We start from the raw sequence: 16,893 nt of genomic DNA on the forward strand, positions 1-16,893 counted from the left end.
CATCCCCGCACTCACCACCATCGACGACCACCCGCCGCACATTCAGGAGCGGTTGCGTGAAAACGCGTACCTCTGGCAGGCTCGCCCAGGCAAGCGCCCTGAGAGAAAGAAACGCATCTCTACCCGGCGGCGAAAGACCGAAGTACAAACCTCGACCCCGGAGAAGGAAATCCCCTGTGACACCCATCTTGCTGACCGGCCATGAACATGAATGCCCCCTGCAGGGTGAGGACGAGTGACTTCGGCCACGCTCGCTCTCGAGGCTCCAACTTAATCGTTCGAGCGGGGCATGCAACCCACGCGCACCGGCCCCTGCTCACCGTCATCACACCTGGGGCGAAAAACATAGGCGCCGGGGCGGCCCATGACGCGATCAGGCATGCCATTCGCGACATCTGGCGCGCCTGGAAAAGCGCTGTCGTGATCGAACAGTTGTGCGGCGTTCTCGTGTAACTAGCCCTGGCCCCACGCGGCTTAAATGAAGCCCGAACCGCCCGTTCACCGCTTTGCAACCCGCGCCGAACATCAACAACAGTGCGCGATCACGGTGTCCATCCATGGATTTCCAAGGAGCTATTTTCGCCTACGCCTGCCCGTCCTTACTTGTGTCAGCAAAAAGAGAACAATATCAATGAACACCGTGGGTACTGATGGCAACCTTGCTCAAGGTTTCAAGCCACGTCATGTAACGATGCTGTCCATCGCGGGCATCATCGGCGCAGGACTGTTCGTCGGCTCCGGACACGCGATCGCCGCGGCCGGGCCCGCCACCATCGTTTCCTATTTCGTCGCCGGCACCCTGGTGGTGCTGGTCATGCGCATGCTCGGCGAGATGGCCGTGGCCCATCCCGACACCGGCTCGTTTTCCACCTACGCCGACCAGGCCATCGGCCGCTGGGCCGGTTACACCATCGGCTGGTTGTACTGGTGGTTCTGGGTGCTGGTGATTCCCATCGAGGCGCTCGCCGCCGGGCATGTGCTCAACGCCTGGTTCCCGCAGGTGGACAGTTGGATCTTCGCCCTGGCTAGCGTGCTTTTGCTGGCCTGCACCAACCTGTTCAGCGTGGCCAAGTACGGTGAGTTCGAGTTCTGGTTCGCCATCCTCAAGGTCACCGCCATCCTCGGTTTCATCGGCCTGGGCTTCGCGGCGCTGATGGGCTGGCTGCCCGAACACGAAGTCAGCGGGCTGAGCACGCTGATGGCCGAGCACGGCGGCTTCGCCCCGAACGGCTGGTCGGCGGTGATCGGCGCCTTCATCACCGTGATGTTCAGCTTCATCGGCACCGAAGCGGTGACCATCGCGGCCTCCGAGTCCAGCGACCCGTCGCGCAACATCGCCAAGGCCACTCGCTCGGTGATCTGGCGCATCAGTACCTTCTATATCCTGTCGATCTTCGTGATCATCTCCGTGGTGCCCTGGAACGATCCGCAACTGGCCGTGGTGGGCTCCTACCAGCGCGCGCTGGAAATCATGAACGTGCCCAACGCCGCGTTCATGGTCGACCTGGTGGTGCTGGTGGCTGTGACCAGTTGCATGAACTCGTCGATCTACATCGCCTCGCGCATGATGTTCTCGCTGGCCAGGCGCGGCGATGCCCCGAGCATGTTCAAGCATACCTCCAAGGCGGGCGTGCCACGTGCGGCGGTATTCGGCAGTACCTTGATCGGCGCGTCGATCGCCATCCTCAACTACTTCGCCCCCAAGGGCGTGTTCGAGTTCCTGCTCGCCAGCTCCGGTGCCATCGCCCTGCTGGTGTACCTGGTGATCGCCATTTCGCAGCTGCGCATGCGCCGCCGTCTCGAACGCGAGAGTACGCAGCTCAAGTTCCGCATGTGGCTGTTCCCCTGGCTGACCTGGGGCGTGATCGTGTTCATCGGTTGCGCACTGGCGGTGATGATGTTCACCGAAGCGCACCGGGCGGAAGTGAGCGCGACCCTGAGCCTGGCGATCCTCATTTCCTTCCTGGGCATCGTCACCACACGCGGACACAGTCGCAAGGTGGTCGCCCGGTCCCTGGGCTGACGCAGGCAGGTGTAACAGGCGATGAACAGGGGCGCTTTTACCGAGCGCCCCTGTGTCGTTTATGACAGGTCGCTCGGAGCGGTCCGACAGCGCGGCTCTGGCTCCTTTGGATAGGCTTCCTGGCTTGTGTTCATGCCAGGAGTATCACCATGTCCGACCTGCGTCCCACGCGCCAATCCCCTGCCTCCCCAGCCGCCAGCGAAGACCGCTTCGCCGAAGTGGTCACGCTGATCCACTCGGCGCGCCAACGCTGCCTGCAAGCCGTCAACACGCAGTTGATCGAACTGTATTGGCAGGTGGGCGCCTACATCAGCCGCAAGATCGAGAGCGCCGAGTGGGGCGATGCGGTGGTCAGTCAGCTGGCCGCGCATCTGGCGCGCACGCAGCCTGGGTTGCGTGGGTTCACTCGGCGTAACCTGTTCCGCATGCGCCAGTTCTTCGAGGCCTACCGTCACGACGAGAAAGTGTCAGCACTGCTGACACAATTGCCCTGGACACAGAACCTCACCATCCTCACTCAAAGCCGGCATCCAGAGGAGCGCGAGTTCTACCTGAGGATGACAATTCGCGAAGGTTGGTCCAGCCGCGAGCTGGAACGCCAGATGCGTACCGCACTGTTCGAACGCAGCGTCACCGACCCGGTCAAGGCCTCGGCGACATTGGCCGAGGCTCATCCGCAGGCCCTGTCGGTGTTTCGCGATGCCTATATGCTGGAGTTTCTCGGCCTGCCCGAGTCCCATGCCGAAACCGACCTGCGCAGGGGCCTGCTGCACCGCCTCAAGGCATTTCTGGTCGAGCTGGGGCGCGACTTCTGCTTCGTCGGTGCCGAGTATCCGTTGCAGGTAGGAGGGCGCGACTTCGCCCTGGACCTGCTGTTGTTCCACCGCGGCCTCAACTGCCTGGTGGCGGTGGAGCTCAAGGTCGGGCGATTCGAGCCCGAGTACCTGGGCAAGCTGGACTTCTACCTGGAGGCACTGGACCGCACCGTGCGCAAACCTCACGAGAACCCTGCGATCGGCGTGCTGCTGTGCGCCAGCAAGCACGACGAGGTAGTCGAGTATGCGCTCAACCGCAGCCTGTCGCCTGCGCTGGTGGCCGAGTACCAGACCCACCTGCCGGACAAGGCGCTTTTGCAGGCCAAGTTGCAGGAGTTCTACGCCCTGGATGCGGGCGAGGAGTGACCCTCCGGCCGGTCCACCGGCTGCGGCCCGTGGCTCACGGCGAGGCCTGCACCGTCTTGACCACCGGCAGTGCCGTGAGCAGCCGCGATTCGTCATGCCCGACACCTTCGACTTCGAAGTGCGGGTGATTCACGGGCGTCTGCCACCGCTGCGCCAGGAAGGCCTCGTAGCGCAGGTAGGCGCGTTGACGGGCCAGGCGGGTGGGACCTTGCGCCATTGCGCCGCAGGCCTTGTCCATCACCCGGTCCCCAGGATTGTTGTCGCGCTGGCCGATCATGTAGGTCACGTCCCGGGCGGCATAGCGTCGGAGCACCTGGACCGTGTCCAGGCCCTGATGGGCGAAGTAGGCCGGCGCCTGTTCCAGGCCGTAGCGATAACGGTCGTAGTCGGGACATGAGGTGCCGGAAAGCGGGCGGAACACACCGTCTTGCAGGCGGTTATCGTCCAGGTAGAGGTAGGAAGACGGGCTGGAAACCAGGTAGCGCACGTGGATACCGCGCTGTTCGAAGCCCTGATCGCCGCTGCCGAGCAGCGTGTAGCGCTGCAACAGCTGTCCACCGGCCGAGTGGCCGATCACGAGGATGTCCTCTAGCACGGGGAAACGCTGGCGGTCGCCGAGGTAGGCCAGCAGATCGTCGAGCACGCCGAACGCGGGGATGCCGGTTCGCCCGCCTTGCGACTCGGTGCCGTGCATCCATTGCGACTTGGGCCACAGCGGCAGGTCGGTATCGGTGTGGGGGTCGGCCGGGGTGAGGAACTTCGGTGCCAGGAGCAGGGTGTCGCGGGCAGTCAGGCCCGCCTCGTCGAGCAACGCCTGACCTGCGTGGAAATAGTCGTCTGCATTGCGACGCACGCCGTGCAGCACCACCACCGCCTGCCTGACCGGCAGGCTGGCGTCCTGCAGCGGATGGTTGGCGTAGGCCAGGAAATCATAGGGTTTGCCCTGGCCCAGGTGCAACGTCTGCGGGGCGGCCAGGGCGGTCTGGGTCAGCAGCAGGAACAGTATGGACAGCAGAAATCGCAGCATGACGGCACCCATCGGCTCGATGAAAGCACGACTATCGGACTTCACCGTCACAGGTGGCAAATTAAACCTGTGGTGGTCGATCTGTGGAGGCGGTGCAAGGACGTGGTCCTGATCGGGCCGATCAATCCCGTCCATAGCAAGTTTTAACCCGCAGTGGGGCCGGATTGGCTGATAATGCTGGCAATTGGCTCTCAAGCTTTGGGGAACGGCATGTTCGGCAAGATCGGTATCACCAAAAGGTTGGCTTTCGGCTTCGCACTGGTCGTCGGCTTGATGCTGATCGTCACCGCCATCGGCGTGCAGCGGGTGCGGGGCATCGACTCCGTGCTGACCCAGGTCAGCAGCCAGACCACCGTCAAGCAGCGCTACGCGATCAACCTGCGCGGCAGCGTGCATGACCGGGCCATCGCCATCCGCGACGCGGTGCTCACTCACGACGAGAGCCAGCTGGCGCCCGTGCTGCAAGATATCCAGCGACTGGACGCCTTCTACCAGACCTCCGCTGCCCCCTTGGCCAAGATGCTCGGCGATCCCCAGGCCGCTGCCGACGAACAGCGTCTGCAACAGCAGATCCAGGCCGCCGAGCGCGCCGCCCAGGCCGCGACGGCGCAGCTGCTGGAGCTGCGCCATCAGGGCGACTTCGAGCACGCCCAGGCGCTGCTGCTGGCGCAGGTGGCGCCGGCCTACAAGGAATGGCTGCGCAGCATCAACGCCTTCATCGACTTCCAGGAAAAGAACGTGGTGCACGACATCGCGGCAGTGCGCGAAAGCGCTTCAGGCTTCGCCGGCCTGATGCTCTGGGCGGCGGCCCTGGCCGCGCTGGTCAGCGTGGTCGCATCCTTGCTGATCATCCGCAGCATCCGCTCGACCCTGGGCGCCGAGCCCGAAGAAGTGGCGCAACTGCTGCGTGGCCTGGCCGAGGGCCGCATCGCCGCCAACCTGCGCAGCGAGCACCCGCGCAGCGTGATGGGCGCGCTGGGCACTACCAACCGCCACCTCACCGATATCGTCGCCCAGGTCAACCAGGTGGCGGCCGACCTGGTGGCCTCGTCCACCCGCATGAGCCAGAACGCCGTGGCCAACCAGGGGCGCATGCAGCAGCAGAGCGACGACACCCAGCAGATGGCCAGTGCCGTGACCCAGCTGGTGACGGCGATCAACCAGATTTCCGCCTACGCCGCCTCCGCCGCGAGTGCCTCCGCCGCCGCCGACCAGGGCGTGGACGCGGGCAAGACCGTGGTCGAAGGCACGGCCAGTTCCATGCAGGCGTTGGCCGAGGTGCTGGAGTCGGCCAGCGAGGCGGTATTGCAGGTGGCCTCCGACAGCCAGGCCATCGAAGGCATCATCGAAGTGATCAACGCCATCGCCGAACGCACCAACCTGCTGGCGCTCAATGCCGCGATCGAGGCCGCTCGCGCCGGTGAGTTCGGCCGTGGCTTCGCCGTCGTCGCCGATGAGGTGCGCTCGCTGGCCAACCGCACCCAGGAATCCACCCGCGAGATCAGCGGCATGATCGCCAAGTTGCAGACCGGCGCCGGCAAGACCGCGCAGATCGTCGGCAGCAGCCGCGAGCTGGCCCAGGAGACCGTGGAGCGGACCCAGGTGGCCCAGCGTTCGCTGAACGAGATCCGCCGCGAGGTGGCGGCGATCAGCCAGATGAACAACCAGATCGCCACCGCGTCCTTGCAGCAGGATGCCGCGGCCAACCTGCTGGGCCAGGACATCCAGCGCATCCAGGGGGCCTCCCAGGAAGTGCAGGCCGGCTCCACACGGTTGGCTCATGACAGCCGGGAACTGCTGGAGCTGGCCGATGCCCTGGGCAGCCGCATGGGCTTCTTCAAGACAGCGGGCTGACGACGAGCCCCGCCGCGCTCAGCGGCCGACCATGTCCTCGGGCCTGACGTACCGGTCGTAGGCCTCTTCGCTGAGCAGTCCCAGGGCCAGCGCCGCCTGCCGCGGCGTCAGGTCGTCGTCCGCCGCCTTGCGGGTGATGCGCGCCACCTGGTCGTAGCCGAGCACCGGATTCAAGGCGGTGGCCAGCAGCAACGAGCCTTCGACGTTGCGTGCCAGTACCGCGCGGTTCACCTCCAGGCCGCTCAGCAAGCGGTCGGTGAAGCGCCGCACGCTGTCGCTGAGCAGCGCGATCGATTGCAGCACGTTATGGATGATCACCGGCTTGGCCACATTCAGCTCGAACAGACTGGACGCGCCAGCCATCGACACCGTGGTGTGATTGCCCATCACCTGCATGCAGGCCTGCAGCAGCACCTCGGCCAGGGTCGGGTTGCGCTTGCCGGGCATGATCGAGGAGGTCAGCCCGTCGTCCGGCACCTGCAATTCGCCCAGGCCGCAGCGCGGTCCCGAGCCGAGCAGGCGAATGTCGTTGGCCAGCTTGGTCAGCGACACCGCCAGCACGTTCAGCACGCCTGACACCTCGACGAACACGTCATGGCTGCCCATGCCTTCGAACGCGCAGGGGTTGGCCGTGAACACGCTGCCAGTGAGGGCCGACAACTCGCTGCAGAAAGCCTGGGCGAAGCCCTGCGGCGCGTTCAGCCCGGTGCCCACCGCGGTGCCGCCCTGGGGCAGGCGGTTGAGCCGCGCCAGGCTGCCCTGCACGCGCTCGATGCCCAGGGCGATCTGCGCGGCGAAGCTGGCGAACGCCTGGCCCATGGTCATGGGCACGGCGTCCATCAGGTGCGTGCGACCGATCTTCACCACGTCCTGCCAGTGCCGCGCCTTGTCCAGCAGCCCGCCGTGCAGGTGTTCGAGCGCAGGCAGCAACTCGCCGCTCAGGGCCAGGCTGGTGCACAGGTGCATGACTGTCGGGAAGCTGTCGTTGGACGACTGCGAGCGGTTGACGTGGTCGTTCGGGTGCACCGGGGCCTTGCTGCCCAGGGCCTGCCCGAGCCGTTCGTTGGCACGGTTGGCGATCACTTCGTTGGCGTTCATGTTGGTCTGGGTGCCGGAGCCGGTCTGCCACAGGGTCAACGGGAAGTGGTCGTCGAAGCGGCCGTTGGCCAATTCCTCGGCGGCCTGTTCGATCGCCTCGGCCAGCGCCGGGTCCAGCACGCCCAGTTGCCGATTGGCGCGGGCGCAGGCGCGCTTGTGCTGGCCGAAGGCACGCAGCAGGGCGGGCGGAAACTGCTCCCGGCCGCCGCCGAACACGGCCAGGGCACGCTGGGTCTGGGCGCCCCAGTATTTGTCGGCGGGGATCTCGACCGGGCCGAAGGCGTCCTGTTCGATACGCAGGGTCTGCATGGGATTCTCCTCGGCCTAGAGTGGCGCTGCCTGGGTCCGGCCCAGCACGCGCTGGTACTCGTCCTGGGCCTGCTGTTCGCAGAACTCGCCGGACCATTTGGCGACCACCACCGTGGCCACACTATTGCCGATGGTGTTGCAGGTGGCGATGGCCATCGACATGAAGCGGTACACCCCGAACAGCAGCGCCAGCCCCTCGACCGGCAGGTGGCCGATGGCGGTGACGGTGGCGGCGAACACCACGAAGCTGCCACCGGAGACCGCTGCCGCGCCCTTGGAGGTCACCAGCATGATGGCGATGATGCCCAGTTGCTGCTCCCAGCTCAGCGGCACGCCATAGGCATTGGCGATGAACAGCACGCACAGCGACATGTAGATGGAAGTGCCATCCAGGTTGAAGGCGTAGCCGGTGGGCAGCACCAGGCCGACGCTCTGCTTGGAGCAGCCGAACTTCTCCAGTTTCTGCAGCAGCCGGGGCAGGGCGCTTTCCGACGACGCGGTGCCCAGCACGATGCACACCTCGTCCTTGATGTACTTGAGGAAACGCCACAGGCTGAAACCGCACAGCCGACACACCGTGCCCAGCACCACGAAGACGAAGAACAGCACCGCCACGTAGAACATCAGCACCAGGTTGGCCAGCGACATCAGCACCGCCGTGCCGTTGCTGCCCACGGCATAGGCGACCGAACCGAAGGCGCCCAGCGGGGCGAGCTTCATGATCAGGTTGATGAACTCGAAGAAGCATTCCGAGACCCGGTTCAGCGCGTCCTCCACCACGGCCCGGCGCTCGGCCTTGAGCGCCAGCAGGGCGAAGCCGAACAGCACCGAGATCACCAGCACCTGAAGCAGTTGCCCGCCGGCGAAGGCGCCGACGAAATTGTCGGGGAAGATGCCGTAGATGAAGTCCAGCGTCGACTGCGGCGCATGCCCCTTGACCACGGCCGCAGCGGCGGCGGCCGAGGTGGCGCTGTTGGGGTGGGCATCGTGCATGCCCGAGCCGATGTCGATGAGGTTACCCCAGCCCAGGCCAATGGCCAGGGCCAGGGTGGAGACCAGCTCGAAGTAGATGAGCGCGCGGATACCGACCTTGCCGACGCGGCGGATGTCGCCGGCCGAGGCGATGCCGTGGACCACGGTGAAGAACACCAGCGGTGCTACGGCGGTCTTGATCAGCTTGAGGAAGATGTCGCCGAGGATCTTGAACTTGGCGGCCAGCTCCGGGGCGATGAAGCCGAAGGCGATGCCGATGAGCATGGCGGCCACCACCTGGAAGGTGAGGTCGCGGTAGAAGGGCTTGGCGGAGGCAGAGGACATGGTCGAATTCTCATTGTTGTCGTTGTCGAGAACACCTGGCGGGCCGCGTGCAGCCCGCCGCTTGCATCAGCGCGGCACGCGGCCTTGGCGCTCCAATGCGCGGTCGACCATCTGCGGTGCCAGGCCCAGGTAATTGGCCGGATCGGTCAGGCGCTCGAGTTCGGCGCGGGGCAGGCGGGCACTGACGTCGGCATCGCGCAACAGGGCGTCGAGCAGGCTCACGCCTTCGTCGTTGGCCACCCGGCAGGCGGCGTACACCACGTCGTGGGCCACCTGGCGACCCAACTCCGGCGCCAGGCCCATCATCACCGCCTCGGCGACGATCAACCCGCGGGTCATGTCCAGGTTCTGGCGCATGCGCTCGGTGCGCACTTCCAGGCCGGCGAGCATGAACCTGGCCTGGCCCAGCGAGGCGGCGGTGAGGGCGAACGCCTCGGGAATGGCGATCCACTCGGCCTGCCAGGGGCCGGTGGAGCGCTCGAAGTCCTGGATCATCGCATCGAGCATCAGCCCGGCCTGCTGGCGCACGCCCTTGGCGGCGGCATACATCAGCTCGCAGGAGATGGGGTTGCGTTTCTGCGGCATGGTGCTGCTGGCGCCGCGGCCCTTGACGAAGGGCTCGTAGGCTTCGCCCAGCTCGCTGGTCATCATCATCATCACATCCAGCGCCACCTTGCCCAGCGAACCGCTGACCAGGCCGAGGAAGTTCAGGGTCTCGGCCAGCCCGTCGCGGGCCACGTGCCAGGTGGCCTGGGGCACGCCCAGGCCCAGCTCGGCCATCAGCGCCTGCTGAACCTCCAGGCCTTTTTCGCCCAGCGAGGCGAGTGTGCCGGCGGCACCGGCGAACTGGCCCACTTCGACCCGCGGGCGAAGCTCCACCAGGCGCTCGGCGTGGCGGTCGAACATGCTCAGCCAGACCGCGCACTTGTAGCCGAAGGTGATCGGCAGGGCATGCTGCAAGTGCGTGCGACCGGCCATGGGCGTGTCGCGGTAGCGCTGTGCGAGCCCGGCGAGCAGGCCGCGCACGGCCTGGATGTCGCGCTCGACGATGGCCAGCGCGGCGCGCACCTGCAACACCACGGCGGTGTCCATGATGTCCTGGGTGGTGGCGCCCCAGTGCACGTAGCGGCCCGCTTCCCCGCAGATGCTGGACAACTGCTCCACCAGCGGCAGGATCGGGTAGCCGACGATCTCGGTTTCGTGCTGCATCAACGCAAGGTCCAGGGAAGCGTAGCGAGCGTTGGCAGCGATCTGCTCGGCGGCGGCATTTGGAATCACGCCGCAGCGGGCTTCGGCGCGCGCCAGGGCGATCTCGACTTCGATGTAACGCTCGATCAGCGCCCGGTCCGAGAACACTTCACGCATTTCGGCCGTGCCGAACATGTCGCGGAACAGGGCGGAGTCGAAGACGGTGGTGGACATGGCGGATCCTTTATTGTTCGTCATTTGTTCGATTTAACTCGAACTTAATTAATACATCCGAACAAAATGGTCTGCCACATTTGATACACTGTCAACCCTCCTCCGTCCCCGAACATGAGCCGTCAATGAGCACCCGTGGCCGCTACACCGACATCGCCCAAGACCTCACCGACAAGATCGCCCGCGGCGATCATCCGGTCGGCTCGCTGCTGCCCACCGAGCTGGAACTGTGCGAGTTGTACGGGGTAGGGCGGCACACGGTGCGTGTGGCCATCGACCGCCTGCAAGGCCAGGGCATGGTCTCGCGGCGACGCAAGGTGGGCACACGGGTCGAGGCGGCGGCGCCGCGCAGCGGCTATTCCCAGGCCATCGACTCGATCACCGACCTGGTCCAGGTGGCCGAGTCGCACGTGCGGGAGATCCAGGGCGTGCGTCATTTCGTGGCCGACATCGCCCTGGCCAAGCGCCTGGGACTCACTCCGGGCGGGCATTACTTCTGTGTGTCGAGCATCAAGGTGGAAAGCGGTGAGCGGCGTCATCCGCTGTGCTGGACCGACGTGTACGCCGAGCAGCGTTTCGCCAGCGTGGTGGCCGAGGCCGAGGCGCATCCAGGCGAGCTGATCGCGGCGCTGATCGGCAAGGCCTTCGCCCGCAGCATCGAGTCGGTGGATCAGGAGGTGAGCCCGGTGCAGCTCTCGGCGCCCTTGTGCGCGAGCCTGGGAGCGCCGAGCGGCGACCTGGGGCTGAACATCATCCGCCAGTATCGCGATCAGGACGGCGAGATCATTTCAGTGTCCGAGACCGTCTATCCGCGTGACCGCTTCACCCTGGTGATGCGCATGACCCGCGCCCGGCACTGAGCGACACGCTTCACGCCATGCCCGGCGGGTGGCCGTGATAGGCCTTGTAGGCGTTGCTGAAATTGGCCGGGTTGGCATAGCCCAGGCGATAGGCGATCTGCGCCACCTGCCACTTGCGTTGCAGCAGCAGCGTGCGCGCCAGCTCCATGCGCTGCTGGCGCAGGTACTGCAGCATCGATTGCCCGAACACCTTGGCGAAGGCGCGGCGCAGGGTGGTTTCGCCTACCCCCAGGTGCCGCGCCAGGTCCAGTACGGTGGGCGGTTCGGCCAACTGCGCATCGAGCAGGCGCCGCGCCTCGTGGGCCAGGTCCAGTTGCCCACGCACGGCCTCGTCGGCCGGTGCCGTGCGCCCAGCCACGTGAGCCGCCAGTTCCACCAGCACCGCCAGGCTCAGGCTTTCCTGATGCAGGCGCTTGAGCGGGCCGTGGTACGGCGAGTGGTAGAGCTGTTCGAGCAGCCGGCCGACGATGGGGCAGGTGGGCAGGGCGGCGAAGGTCATGCCGTCGTCGAGCAGCTCCACCAGCGCGCGAAGGCTCGGGTCTTCATCGGCCAGTTCGCGCAGGTAGCCACCGGCCACGCGCAGCCCGGCCATGCGCGCATGGCTGCCCGCCGCCAGGGTATCGACCGCCTGCATGCGCTCGCCCAGGCCCAGTACGTGCGGCGTTCCGGTGGTGTAGCTGTTGAGCCGACCGTCGATGCGGTGCTGCCACTGGCCGTCCAGCACCTGGACCACGCACAGGCTGTCCGGCAGCACCTTCTCGATGCGCAGCGGCTCGGGGAACTGCAGGTCGCAGTCGAAGTACTGCAGGTGCTCGCGCACCGTGTGCGCATGGTAGTGGCCGATGGCGCTGCCCATGACCTGCGCCGCCCGCCGATCGAACACGCCGGCCTGCGCCAGGGATGACGGGCTGTCGAAGCTGAAGTGAGTGTCCAGGTACGGGTTCAGGTGGTCCATGGTGCATGCGCGTCCGGCAAGGGAGGTGGTCGACGCGGTGCGCCATGTTAACGCGTCCACATCTTCGACGTCAGCCGTTGTGAATGGCGGGCCGTTAGTTGTGAGAGACGGCCAGATGCCTTGGCAGTTCCCCGAGGGTCCACTTCAATATTGCACTTTTGAGCTTCGAGGAACGCAAACATGCTGACGTATCGCAACTGGGCAGCCGCCCTGGTCGCTTCCGCTGCCCTGTTCATGGGCATGGCCCACGCCGAGGAACGCCCGCCGGTGGCCGACAAGGTGGTGGCCTATGCCGGCGAGCAAGGCGTGAAGGTGTGGACCCTGCGCATCGGCGAGCGCAGCGCCAACGAGGCGCTGGTGCAGGTCGAGGGCGTGGACCACGACTGGAACATGCGCATCCAGAAGATGAAGGTCGAGAAGACCGACAAGGCCACCCGCTACTACACCACCGTCGAGGGCCAGAAGTTCGCCGCCCTGGTGATCCAGGGCTCGGACAGCTGGGCCGCCAGCGAACTGTACCTGCCGGGTGAAGCCCAGGCACTGAAGCTGGGCTACTCCCAGGCTTTGTCCGAGCAGGGCAACGCCCAGGCGTTTCTCACCGACTACCTGAACCAGAAGAACTGATCACCACCCCTTTTTGCCGAGAGCCTTGCCCATGAGCACGCCCGACCAACCCCATTCGCTGAACGCGTTGTCCGATTCGCTCGGCGCCGAATACGACCAATCCCAGGCCGCCCAGCGTGAGCAGGTGATCGCCGAGTTGCGCCAGATCGTCGAGCAGGTGCCCGAGCAGTTGGAGTTCACCAACAGCCGGCGCTTCAAGATCTGGGGGCCGATCCTGCTGCTGGGCAGCCTGGCGATCGCCGTGGGTGGGCTGAGCACCGGCAGCAAGGGCTTGATCTGGCTCGGTGTGATCATGGCGGTGCTGTTCGCGGTCATGTCCTGGCAGCACCGCAATGCTGGCACCCAGGTGTTCATGCGCCTGACCCGTCGTGAGCTGTGGGTCGATACCTTGTCCGCGCCGGTGGACCTGGCGGAGGTCGAGGACATTCTCGTCAAGGACGAGGGCCAGTTGCTGCTGCAGAAACTCGACCTGAGCGAGGCTGCCGTGCTGCCAACTCACCGCGCCGCGAAATTCCAGCTGTTCGGCAACCAGGCCATGGCCCTGAACAAGCCGCGCAAGCACATCCGCATTATGTCCGCCGGGCTGATGACCGGCGGGCGTCGGGTGCAGTTCGAGGAAATGGGCGCCCTGCTGGCGGCCTACCGCGATGCCGCGCGCGCCCAGCGCCAACTGGACCTGTTGCAGCGTCAGGGATGACGCCCGGGCGACCCCGCGTGGGTCGCCATCGCCCTTATCCGTTCTACAGAGAATCTTGCCGTGACCATCCCTGATCGATCCGAGCCATCTGCCTCGAACAGCGCCGCCTATGAACAGTCCCGCGACGGGCAGCGCGACCGCGTGCTCGCCGCCCTGCGGCAGACCGCCGAGCGGGTGCCCGAGCAGACCGAATTCACCAATTCCAACCGCTACAAGGTCTGGGGGCCGCTGGTGGCGCTGGCCTCGCTCGGCGGCGTGTTCTTCGGCCTGTCCACTGGCAAGCTGCTCGTCACGCTGTGCGCCGTGGCCCTGGTGCTGTTCGGCGTGACGCTGTTCTGGCAGCACCGCCACTCGGGCACCCAGGTGTTCATGCGCCTGACCCGCCGCGAAGGCTGGGTCGACACGCTGTCGGCGCCGTTCCAGTTGGCCGATGTCGAAGACATCGTGGTCAAGGAAGAGGGCCTGATCACCGCCCAGGAGCTGACGATGAGCGGCGATGCCGTCCTGCCGTCCCACCGTGTGCGACACATGGCGTTCTTCGCCGACCAGGCGGTGGTCGACAAGGACGAGCCGAGCATCCGCATCATGTCCGCCGGCTTGATGAGCAATGGCCGCAAGGTCTCGGCCCGCGAGATGGCCACCCTGCTCGAAGCCTACCGTGATGCCGCGTGTGCCCAGCGCCAGCTCGAGATGTTGCAGGCCGATGGATGAGGCGGCGCGCGCTGCGCACCTGGATACCTTGCAGGCTGCGGCCGTAGGCCCGACCGGGCGGGTGGAGGTGCGTGAGCATGCCTTGGGCAAGGCCCTGGCCTGCGCCATTGGCGGTACGTTGGTGATCGCACTGGGCGTCTGGCTGCTGTGGCTGATGGCGCTGATCGGCGCCTCACCGGCCAGGCCTGCCTTGCTGACCGCCTGGATCGTCGCACTGCTGCTGGTCGCGGCCGGTGCCGGGCTGCTGTGGCTGGCGGATGCGCTGCGGCGGCGCCATGGCCAGTGCATCCTGGTCCTGACACCCGACAGCGTGACCTTCAGCAACGCCAACGGGCCGGCACCGCTGCACGGTTTCTCGGGCTTCGAACTGGACCAAGGCTTCGTGCGCCTGCGCCTGACGTACTGGGTGGCGGGCTTCGCCCAGGCACCGGCCCTGCGACCGCCCTGCTTCAAGTCGCTCAGGGCGCCCGATGCCAGTCCTGTCGCTGGCGGGCTGGGCCTGGACCTGTGGCTGTGCAACGCGACGGTGGACGGCCAGCGCCTCGAACTGCACGCCCTCAAGGACCTGCTGTACGCCTATCTGGAAGCGGCGCAGGCGCGGCACACCCTGGCCCAGCTTTTTCCCCAGGTTCAGCGCTACGGCGCTGCACCTTGACCTTCATGTCGACTCATCCGGTCGGGAGACACCTTCTTGAATCTGACCAAGCGTGTGTGGTGGGCATTGCCCGTGATCCTGCTGCCCCTGTTGCTGATGGCCTGGACGTCCCAGCAAGCCTGGCGGGCCAACCGCGATCTACAGACCGCCGACATCATGCGCCAGTGGATCGACGCGCCTGACGACGCCTTGCTCGCGCAGCTGTCGGCGCGCGAACGCAATGAAGTGATCCGCCCGGAGGACCGCGCCCGGGACTTCCAGCGACAGATCGATCAGGTCGACGCCGACGCCGGGTCCCTGCACCTGCGTGCGTTGCTGGGCGAGCTGGCCTACTGGCTGGCCGTCGCGGCGCTGCTGGCCGGCATCGGCACCTGGCTGAAGATCCGCATCGATGCCTGGCGAGCACGGCTGTCCCAGGCGTTCCTGGAGCAGCGGCTGGCCCGCAGTTGGCACGTGCTGGGGCGTTGCCTGATCGGCTACACCGGCCTGCTGGTCGCCTCGCTGGGGCTGGCGCTGCTGTACGAGATCAGTTGGGGCTACAGCAACTTCAGGCAAGGCGGGCTGAGCGCGCTGATCATCGTGCTGTCGATGGTGTCGATGATCTGTGCCGGCGTGGTGATGATCGACCGCCTGCGGCGGCAGTGGACACTGCTGGAGTCGCCCTCGTCGAGTTTCTTGGGGCGCACGCTGAGCCAGGAGCAGGCCCCGGCGGTGTGGGCATGGGTGCGTGGCCTGGCCGAACAGGTCGGAGCGCCGACGCCGGATCATCTTGTCGTGGGGCTGGACCAGTCGTTCTTCGTCACCAGTGTGCCGGTGCTGCTGCAACCCTCGGGGCAGGCGCTGCAAGGGCGCACGCTGTACCTGCCGCTCACTGCCCTGTGCGCGCTGAGCCAGGCCGAGACCGCCGCGGTGATCGGCCACGAGCTGGGACATTTCCGCTCCCAGGACACCGAGCGCAGCAGTGAATTGGCCGCGCACTTCAGCCTGATGTGCGCGCATTACGCCCACCTGACCGACAACGACGGCCCTCCACCCTGGCTGGAGCGGCCGGCGCTGTGGATGGCCGGGCAGTTCCTCCAGCAGTTCGAGCGTGCGGTGCAGCACTGGAGCCGCGCCCAGGAACTGGAGGCCGACCGTGTCGGCGCGCAGGTGAGCGGGCCGCAGGTGTTCTGCCAGGCTTTGCTGCGCGTGATCGCCCTGGACCAGGCGCTGGAGCCGATGCTGGCGTCGCGGGGTGGGACGAACGTGTTGCAGGCGTGGCAGGAACACCTGCGCCTGCATCCACTGGTACTGGACGAGCCGGTGCTGCAACAGGCCCTGGCGCATCCGTTCGACAGCCACCCGCCGACCGCCCTGCGCCTGCGCCAGCTCCGTGTCGAGCCAGACGGCGAACTGCTGGCGGCCGCCACCCGCATACCCAGCGACAACGACCGGCACTGGTTCGAGAGCCTGTTGGGCGCCTCCCACACCCCCACTCAAGGAGCACGCGCATGAGCGTTGACAAAAGTTCGCTAGACCACCTGTCCCAGTCGCTGGGCCGTGAATTCGACCAGCGAATGGACGCCCGGCGCCAGGCCGCGATCGCCGAGCACGAAGCGCAGCTGGCGGCTGTGCCGCCCGTCACCGAGCTGCCCGAAAGCGGGCGGGTGCGCATGATCCTCGTGACCAGCCTGGTGTTTCTGGTAGTGCTGGGCGGCTGGTGTCTGACCAGCGCCAAGGCCTGGCTGGCCGGGCTGGCACTGTTGCTGCTGGCCGTGGCGACGGCGCGCAGCCTGTGGCTCCAGCGTGATGCCGGCAAGCGCACGCTGCTGCGCCTGACCCACGACACCCTCGAATTCGTCTGCCTGGACCGCGAAGTGTCATTGCTGGACTTGATACAGGCGCACGTCAAGGAGGGCCGGCAGATGAAGATCGTGCTCACCCTCAGAGAAGGCGCAGCCCTGCCAGGCACCCGCAATACCCTGGGGCCCTGGCTGCCCAAGGCCAAGGTCAAGCCTGGCAAGGCGCCCGAGATCATCTGCACCTTCTTCGGCCTGACGCATCAGGGCAAGGTCCTCGACAACCGCCAGGTCATGGGCATGCTGCTCGATTACTGTGCCTGCGCAGCGGCCAAGGTGGAGCTGGCGAAATTGCGAGGGCAGGGGTAACGCGCTCGGCCTT

General features: G+C 66.3%; 15 protein-coding genes and 2 pseudogenes. 12 read left to right on the forward strand and 5 right to left on the reverse strand.

The window, feature by feature from the left end:
- The 3 genes and pseudogenes from IAE34_RS24430 to IAE34_RS23360 all read left to right on the forward strand — a co-directional run.
- Nucleotides 1–205: pseudogene (locus IAE34_RS24430) on the forward strand (hypothetical protein); the annotation flags it as partial.
- Between the two features lie 426 nt (nucleotides 206–631).
- Nucleotides 632–2,023, forward strand: a complete 1,392-nt coding sequence (gene gabP / locus IAE34_RS23355; protein WP_200141325.1) for a GABA permease — start codon at nucleotides 632–634, stop codon at nucleotides 2,021–2,023.
- A gap of 149 nt (nucleotides 2,024–2,172) precedes the next feature.
- Nucleotides 2,173–3,204 (forward strand): PDDEXK nuclease domain-containing protein, encoded by a 1,032-nt coding sequence (locus IAE34_RS23360; protein ID WP_200141326.1) that lies wholly within the window; start codon nucleotides 2,173–2,175, stop codon nucleotides 3,202–3,204.
- 34 nt (nucleotides 3,205–3,238) lie between these two features.
- Here the strand turns inward: IAE34_RS23360 and IAE34_RS23365 are convergent, their stop codons facing one another.
- Nucleotides 3,239–4,231: a hypothetical protein gene (locus IAE34_RS23365; RefSeq protein WP_200141327.1), complete on the reverse strand. Its 993-nt coding sequence runs from the start codon at nucleotides 4,229–4,231 to the stop codon at nucleotides 3,239–3,241.
- A 210-nt stretch (nucleotides 4,232–4,441) separates the two neighbouring features.
- Between IAE34_RS23365 and IAE34_RS24845 the strand changes: the two are divergent.
- A pseudogene (locus IAE34_RS24845) lies at nucleotides 4,442–4,957 on the forward strand (MCP four helix bundle domain-containing protein); the annotation flags it as partial.
- A gap of 396 nt (nucleotides 4,958–5,353) precedes the next feature.
- Nucleotides 5,354–6,085 carry a methyl-accepting chemotaxis protein gene (locus IAE34_RS24850; RefSeq protein WP_442793246.1) on the forward strand — a complete coding sequence of 244 codons (732 nt, stop codon included), beginning with the start codon at nucleotides 5,354–5,356 and terminating at the stop codon, nucleotides 6,083–6,085.
- Nucleotides 6,086–6,103: 18 nt separating this feature from the next.
- Here IAE34_RS24850 and IAE34_RS23375 read toward each other — a convergent pair whose 3' ends face one another.
- The 3 genes from IAE34_RS23375 to IAE34_RS23385 form a co-directional block, all read right to left on the reverse strand.
- A complete protein-coding gene (locus IAE34_RS23375) occupies nucleotides 6,104–7,492 on the reverse strand; it encodes a class II fumarate hydratase (protein WP_200141329.1) in 1,389 nt (462 codons plus the stop codon).
- A gap of 15 nt (nucleotides 7,493–7,507) precedes the next feature.
- Nucleotides 7,508–8,809 carry a C4-dicarboxylate transporter DctA gene (dctA, locus tag IAE34_RS23380; RefSeq protein WP_200141330.1) on the reverse strand — a complete coding sequence of 434 codons (1,302 nt, stop codon included), beginning with the start codon at nucleotides 8,807–8,809 and terminating at the stop codon, nucleotides 7,508–7,510.
- Between the two features lie 66 nt (nucleotides 8,810–8,875).
- Nucleotides 8,876–10,231, reverse strand: a complete 1,356-nt coding sequence (locus IAE34_RS23385; protein WP_200141331.1) for a class-II fumarase/aspartase family protein — start codon at nucleotides 10,229–10,231, stop codon at nucleotides 8,876–8,878.
- A gap of 125 nt (nucleotides 10,232–10,356) precedes the next feature.
- Here IAE34_RS23385 and IAE34_RS23390 point away from each other — a divergent pair, with 125 nt between their 5' ends.
- Nucleotides 10,357–11,091 (forward strand): GntR family transcriptional regulator, encoded by a 735-nt coding sequence (locus IAE34_RS23390; RefSeq protein WP_200141332.1) that lies wholly within the window; start codon nucleotides 10,357–10,359, stop codon nucleotides 11,089–11,091.
- A 10-nt stretch (nucleotides 11,092–11,101) separates the two neighbouring features.
- On the opposite strand, the gene IAE34_RS23395 is transcribed toward IAE34_RS23390, so the two are convergent.
- Nucleotides 11,102–12,046 (reverse strand): helix-turn-helix transcriptional regulator, encoded by a 945-nt coding sequence (locus IAE34_RS23395; protein ID WP_200141333.1) that lies wholly within the window; start codon nucleotides 12,044–12,046, stop codon nucleotides 11,102–11,104.
- A gap of 180 nt (nucleotides 12,047–12,226) precedes the next feature.
- Between IAE34_RS23395 and IAE34_RS23400 the strand changes: the two genes are divergently transcribed.
- The 6 genes from IAE34_RS23400 to IAE34_RS23425 are packed head-to-tail and all read left to right on the forward strand — an operon-like array spanning nucleotide 12,227 to nucleotide 16,880.
- Nucleotides 12,227–12,670, forward strand: coding sequence for a hypothetical protein (locus tag IAE34_RS23400; RefSeq protein ID WP_200141334.1), 444 nt, complete (start codon nucleotides 12,227–12,229; stop codon nucleotides 12,668–12,670).
- Nucleotides 12,671–12,701: 31 nt separating this feature from the next.
- Nucleotides 12,702–13,367 carry a hypothetical protein gene (locus IAE34_RS23405; protein ID WP_200141335.1) on the forward strand — a complete coding sequence of 222 codons (666 nt, stop codon included), beginning with the start codon at nucleotides 12,702–12,704 and terminating at the stop codon, nucleotides 13,365–13,367.
- Nucleotides 13,368–13,427: 60 nt separating this feature from the next.
- Entirely contained in the window at nucleotides 13,428–14,078 is a 651-nt protein-coding gene (locus IAE34_RS23410; protein ID WP_200141336.1) for a hypothetical protein, read from the forward strand.
- Entirely contained in the window at nucleotides 14,071–14,733 is a 663-nt protein-coding gene (locus tag IAE34_RS23415) for a hypothetical protein (protein WP_200141337.1), read from the forward strand. The genes IAE34_RS23410 and IAE34_RS23415 overlap by 8 nt, the downstream gene beginning before the upstream one ends.
- 36 nt (nucleotides 14,734–14,769) lie before the next feature.
- The gene (locus IAE34_RS23420; RefSeq protein ID WP_233631331.1) at nucleotides 14,770–16,227 is read left to right on the forward strand and encodes a M48 family metallopeptidase; all 1,458 of its coding nucleotides are present in this window, start codon (nucleotides 14,770–14,772) and stop codon (nucleotides 16,225–16,227) included.
- Nucleotides 16,224–16,880 carry a hypothetical protein gene (locus IAE34_RS23425; RefSeq protein ID WP_200141338.1) on the forward strand — a complete coding sequence of 219 codons (657 nt, stop codon included), beginning with the start codon at nucleotides 16,224–16,226 and terminating at the stop codon, nucleotides 16,878–16,880. Before IAE34_RS23420 ends, IAE34_RS23425 begins: the two co-directional genes overlap by 4 nt.
- Nucleotides 16,881–16,893 lie beyond the last annotated feature (13 nt).

The sequence above is a fragment of the Pseudomonas sp. S30 genome, from assembly GCF_016518545.1.
GTDB lineage: Bacteria > Pseudomonadota > Gammaproteobacteria > Pseudomonadales > Pseudomonadaceae > Aquipseudomonas.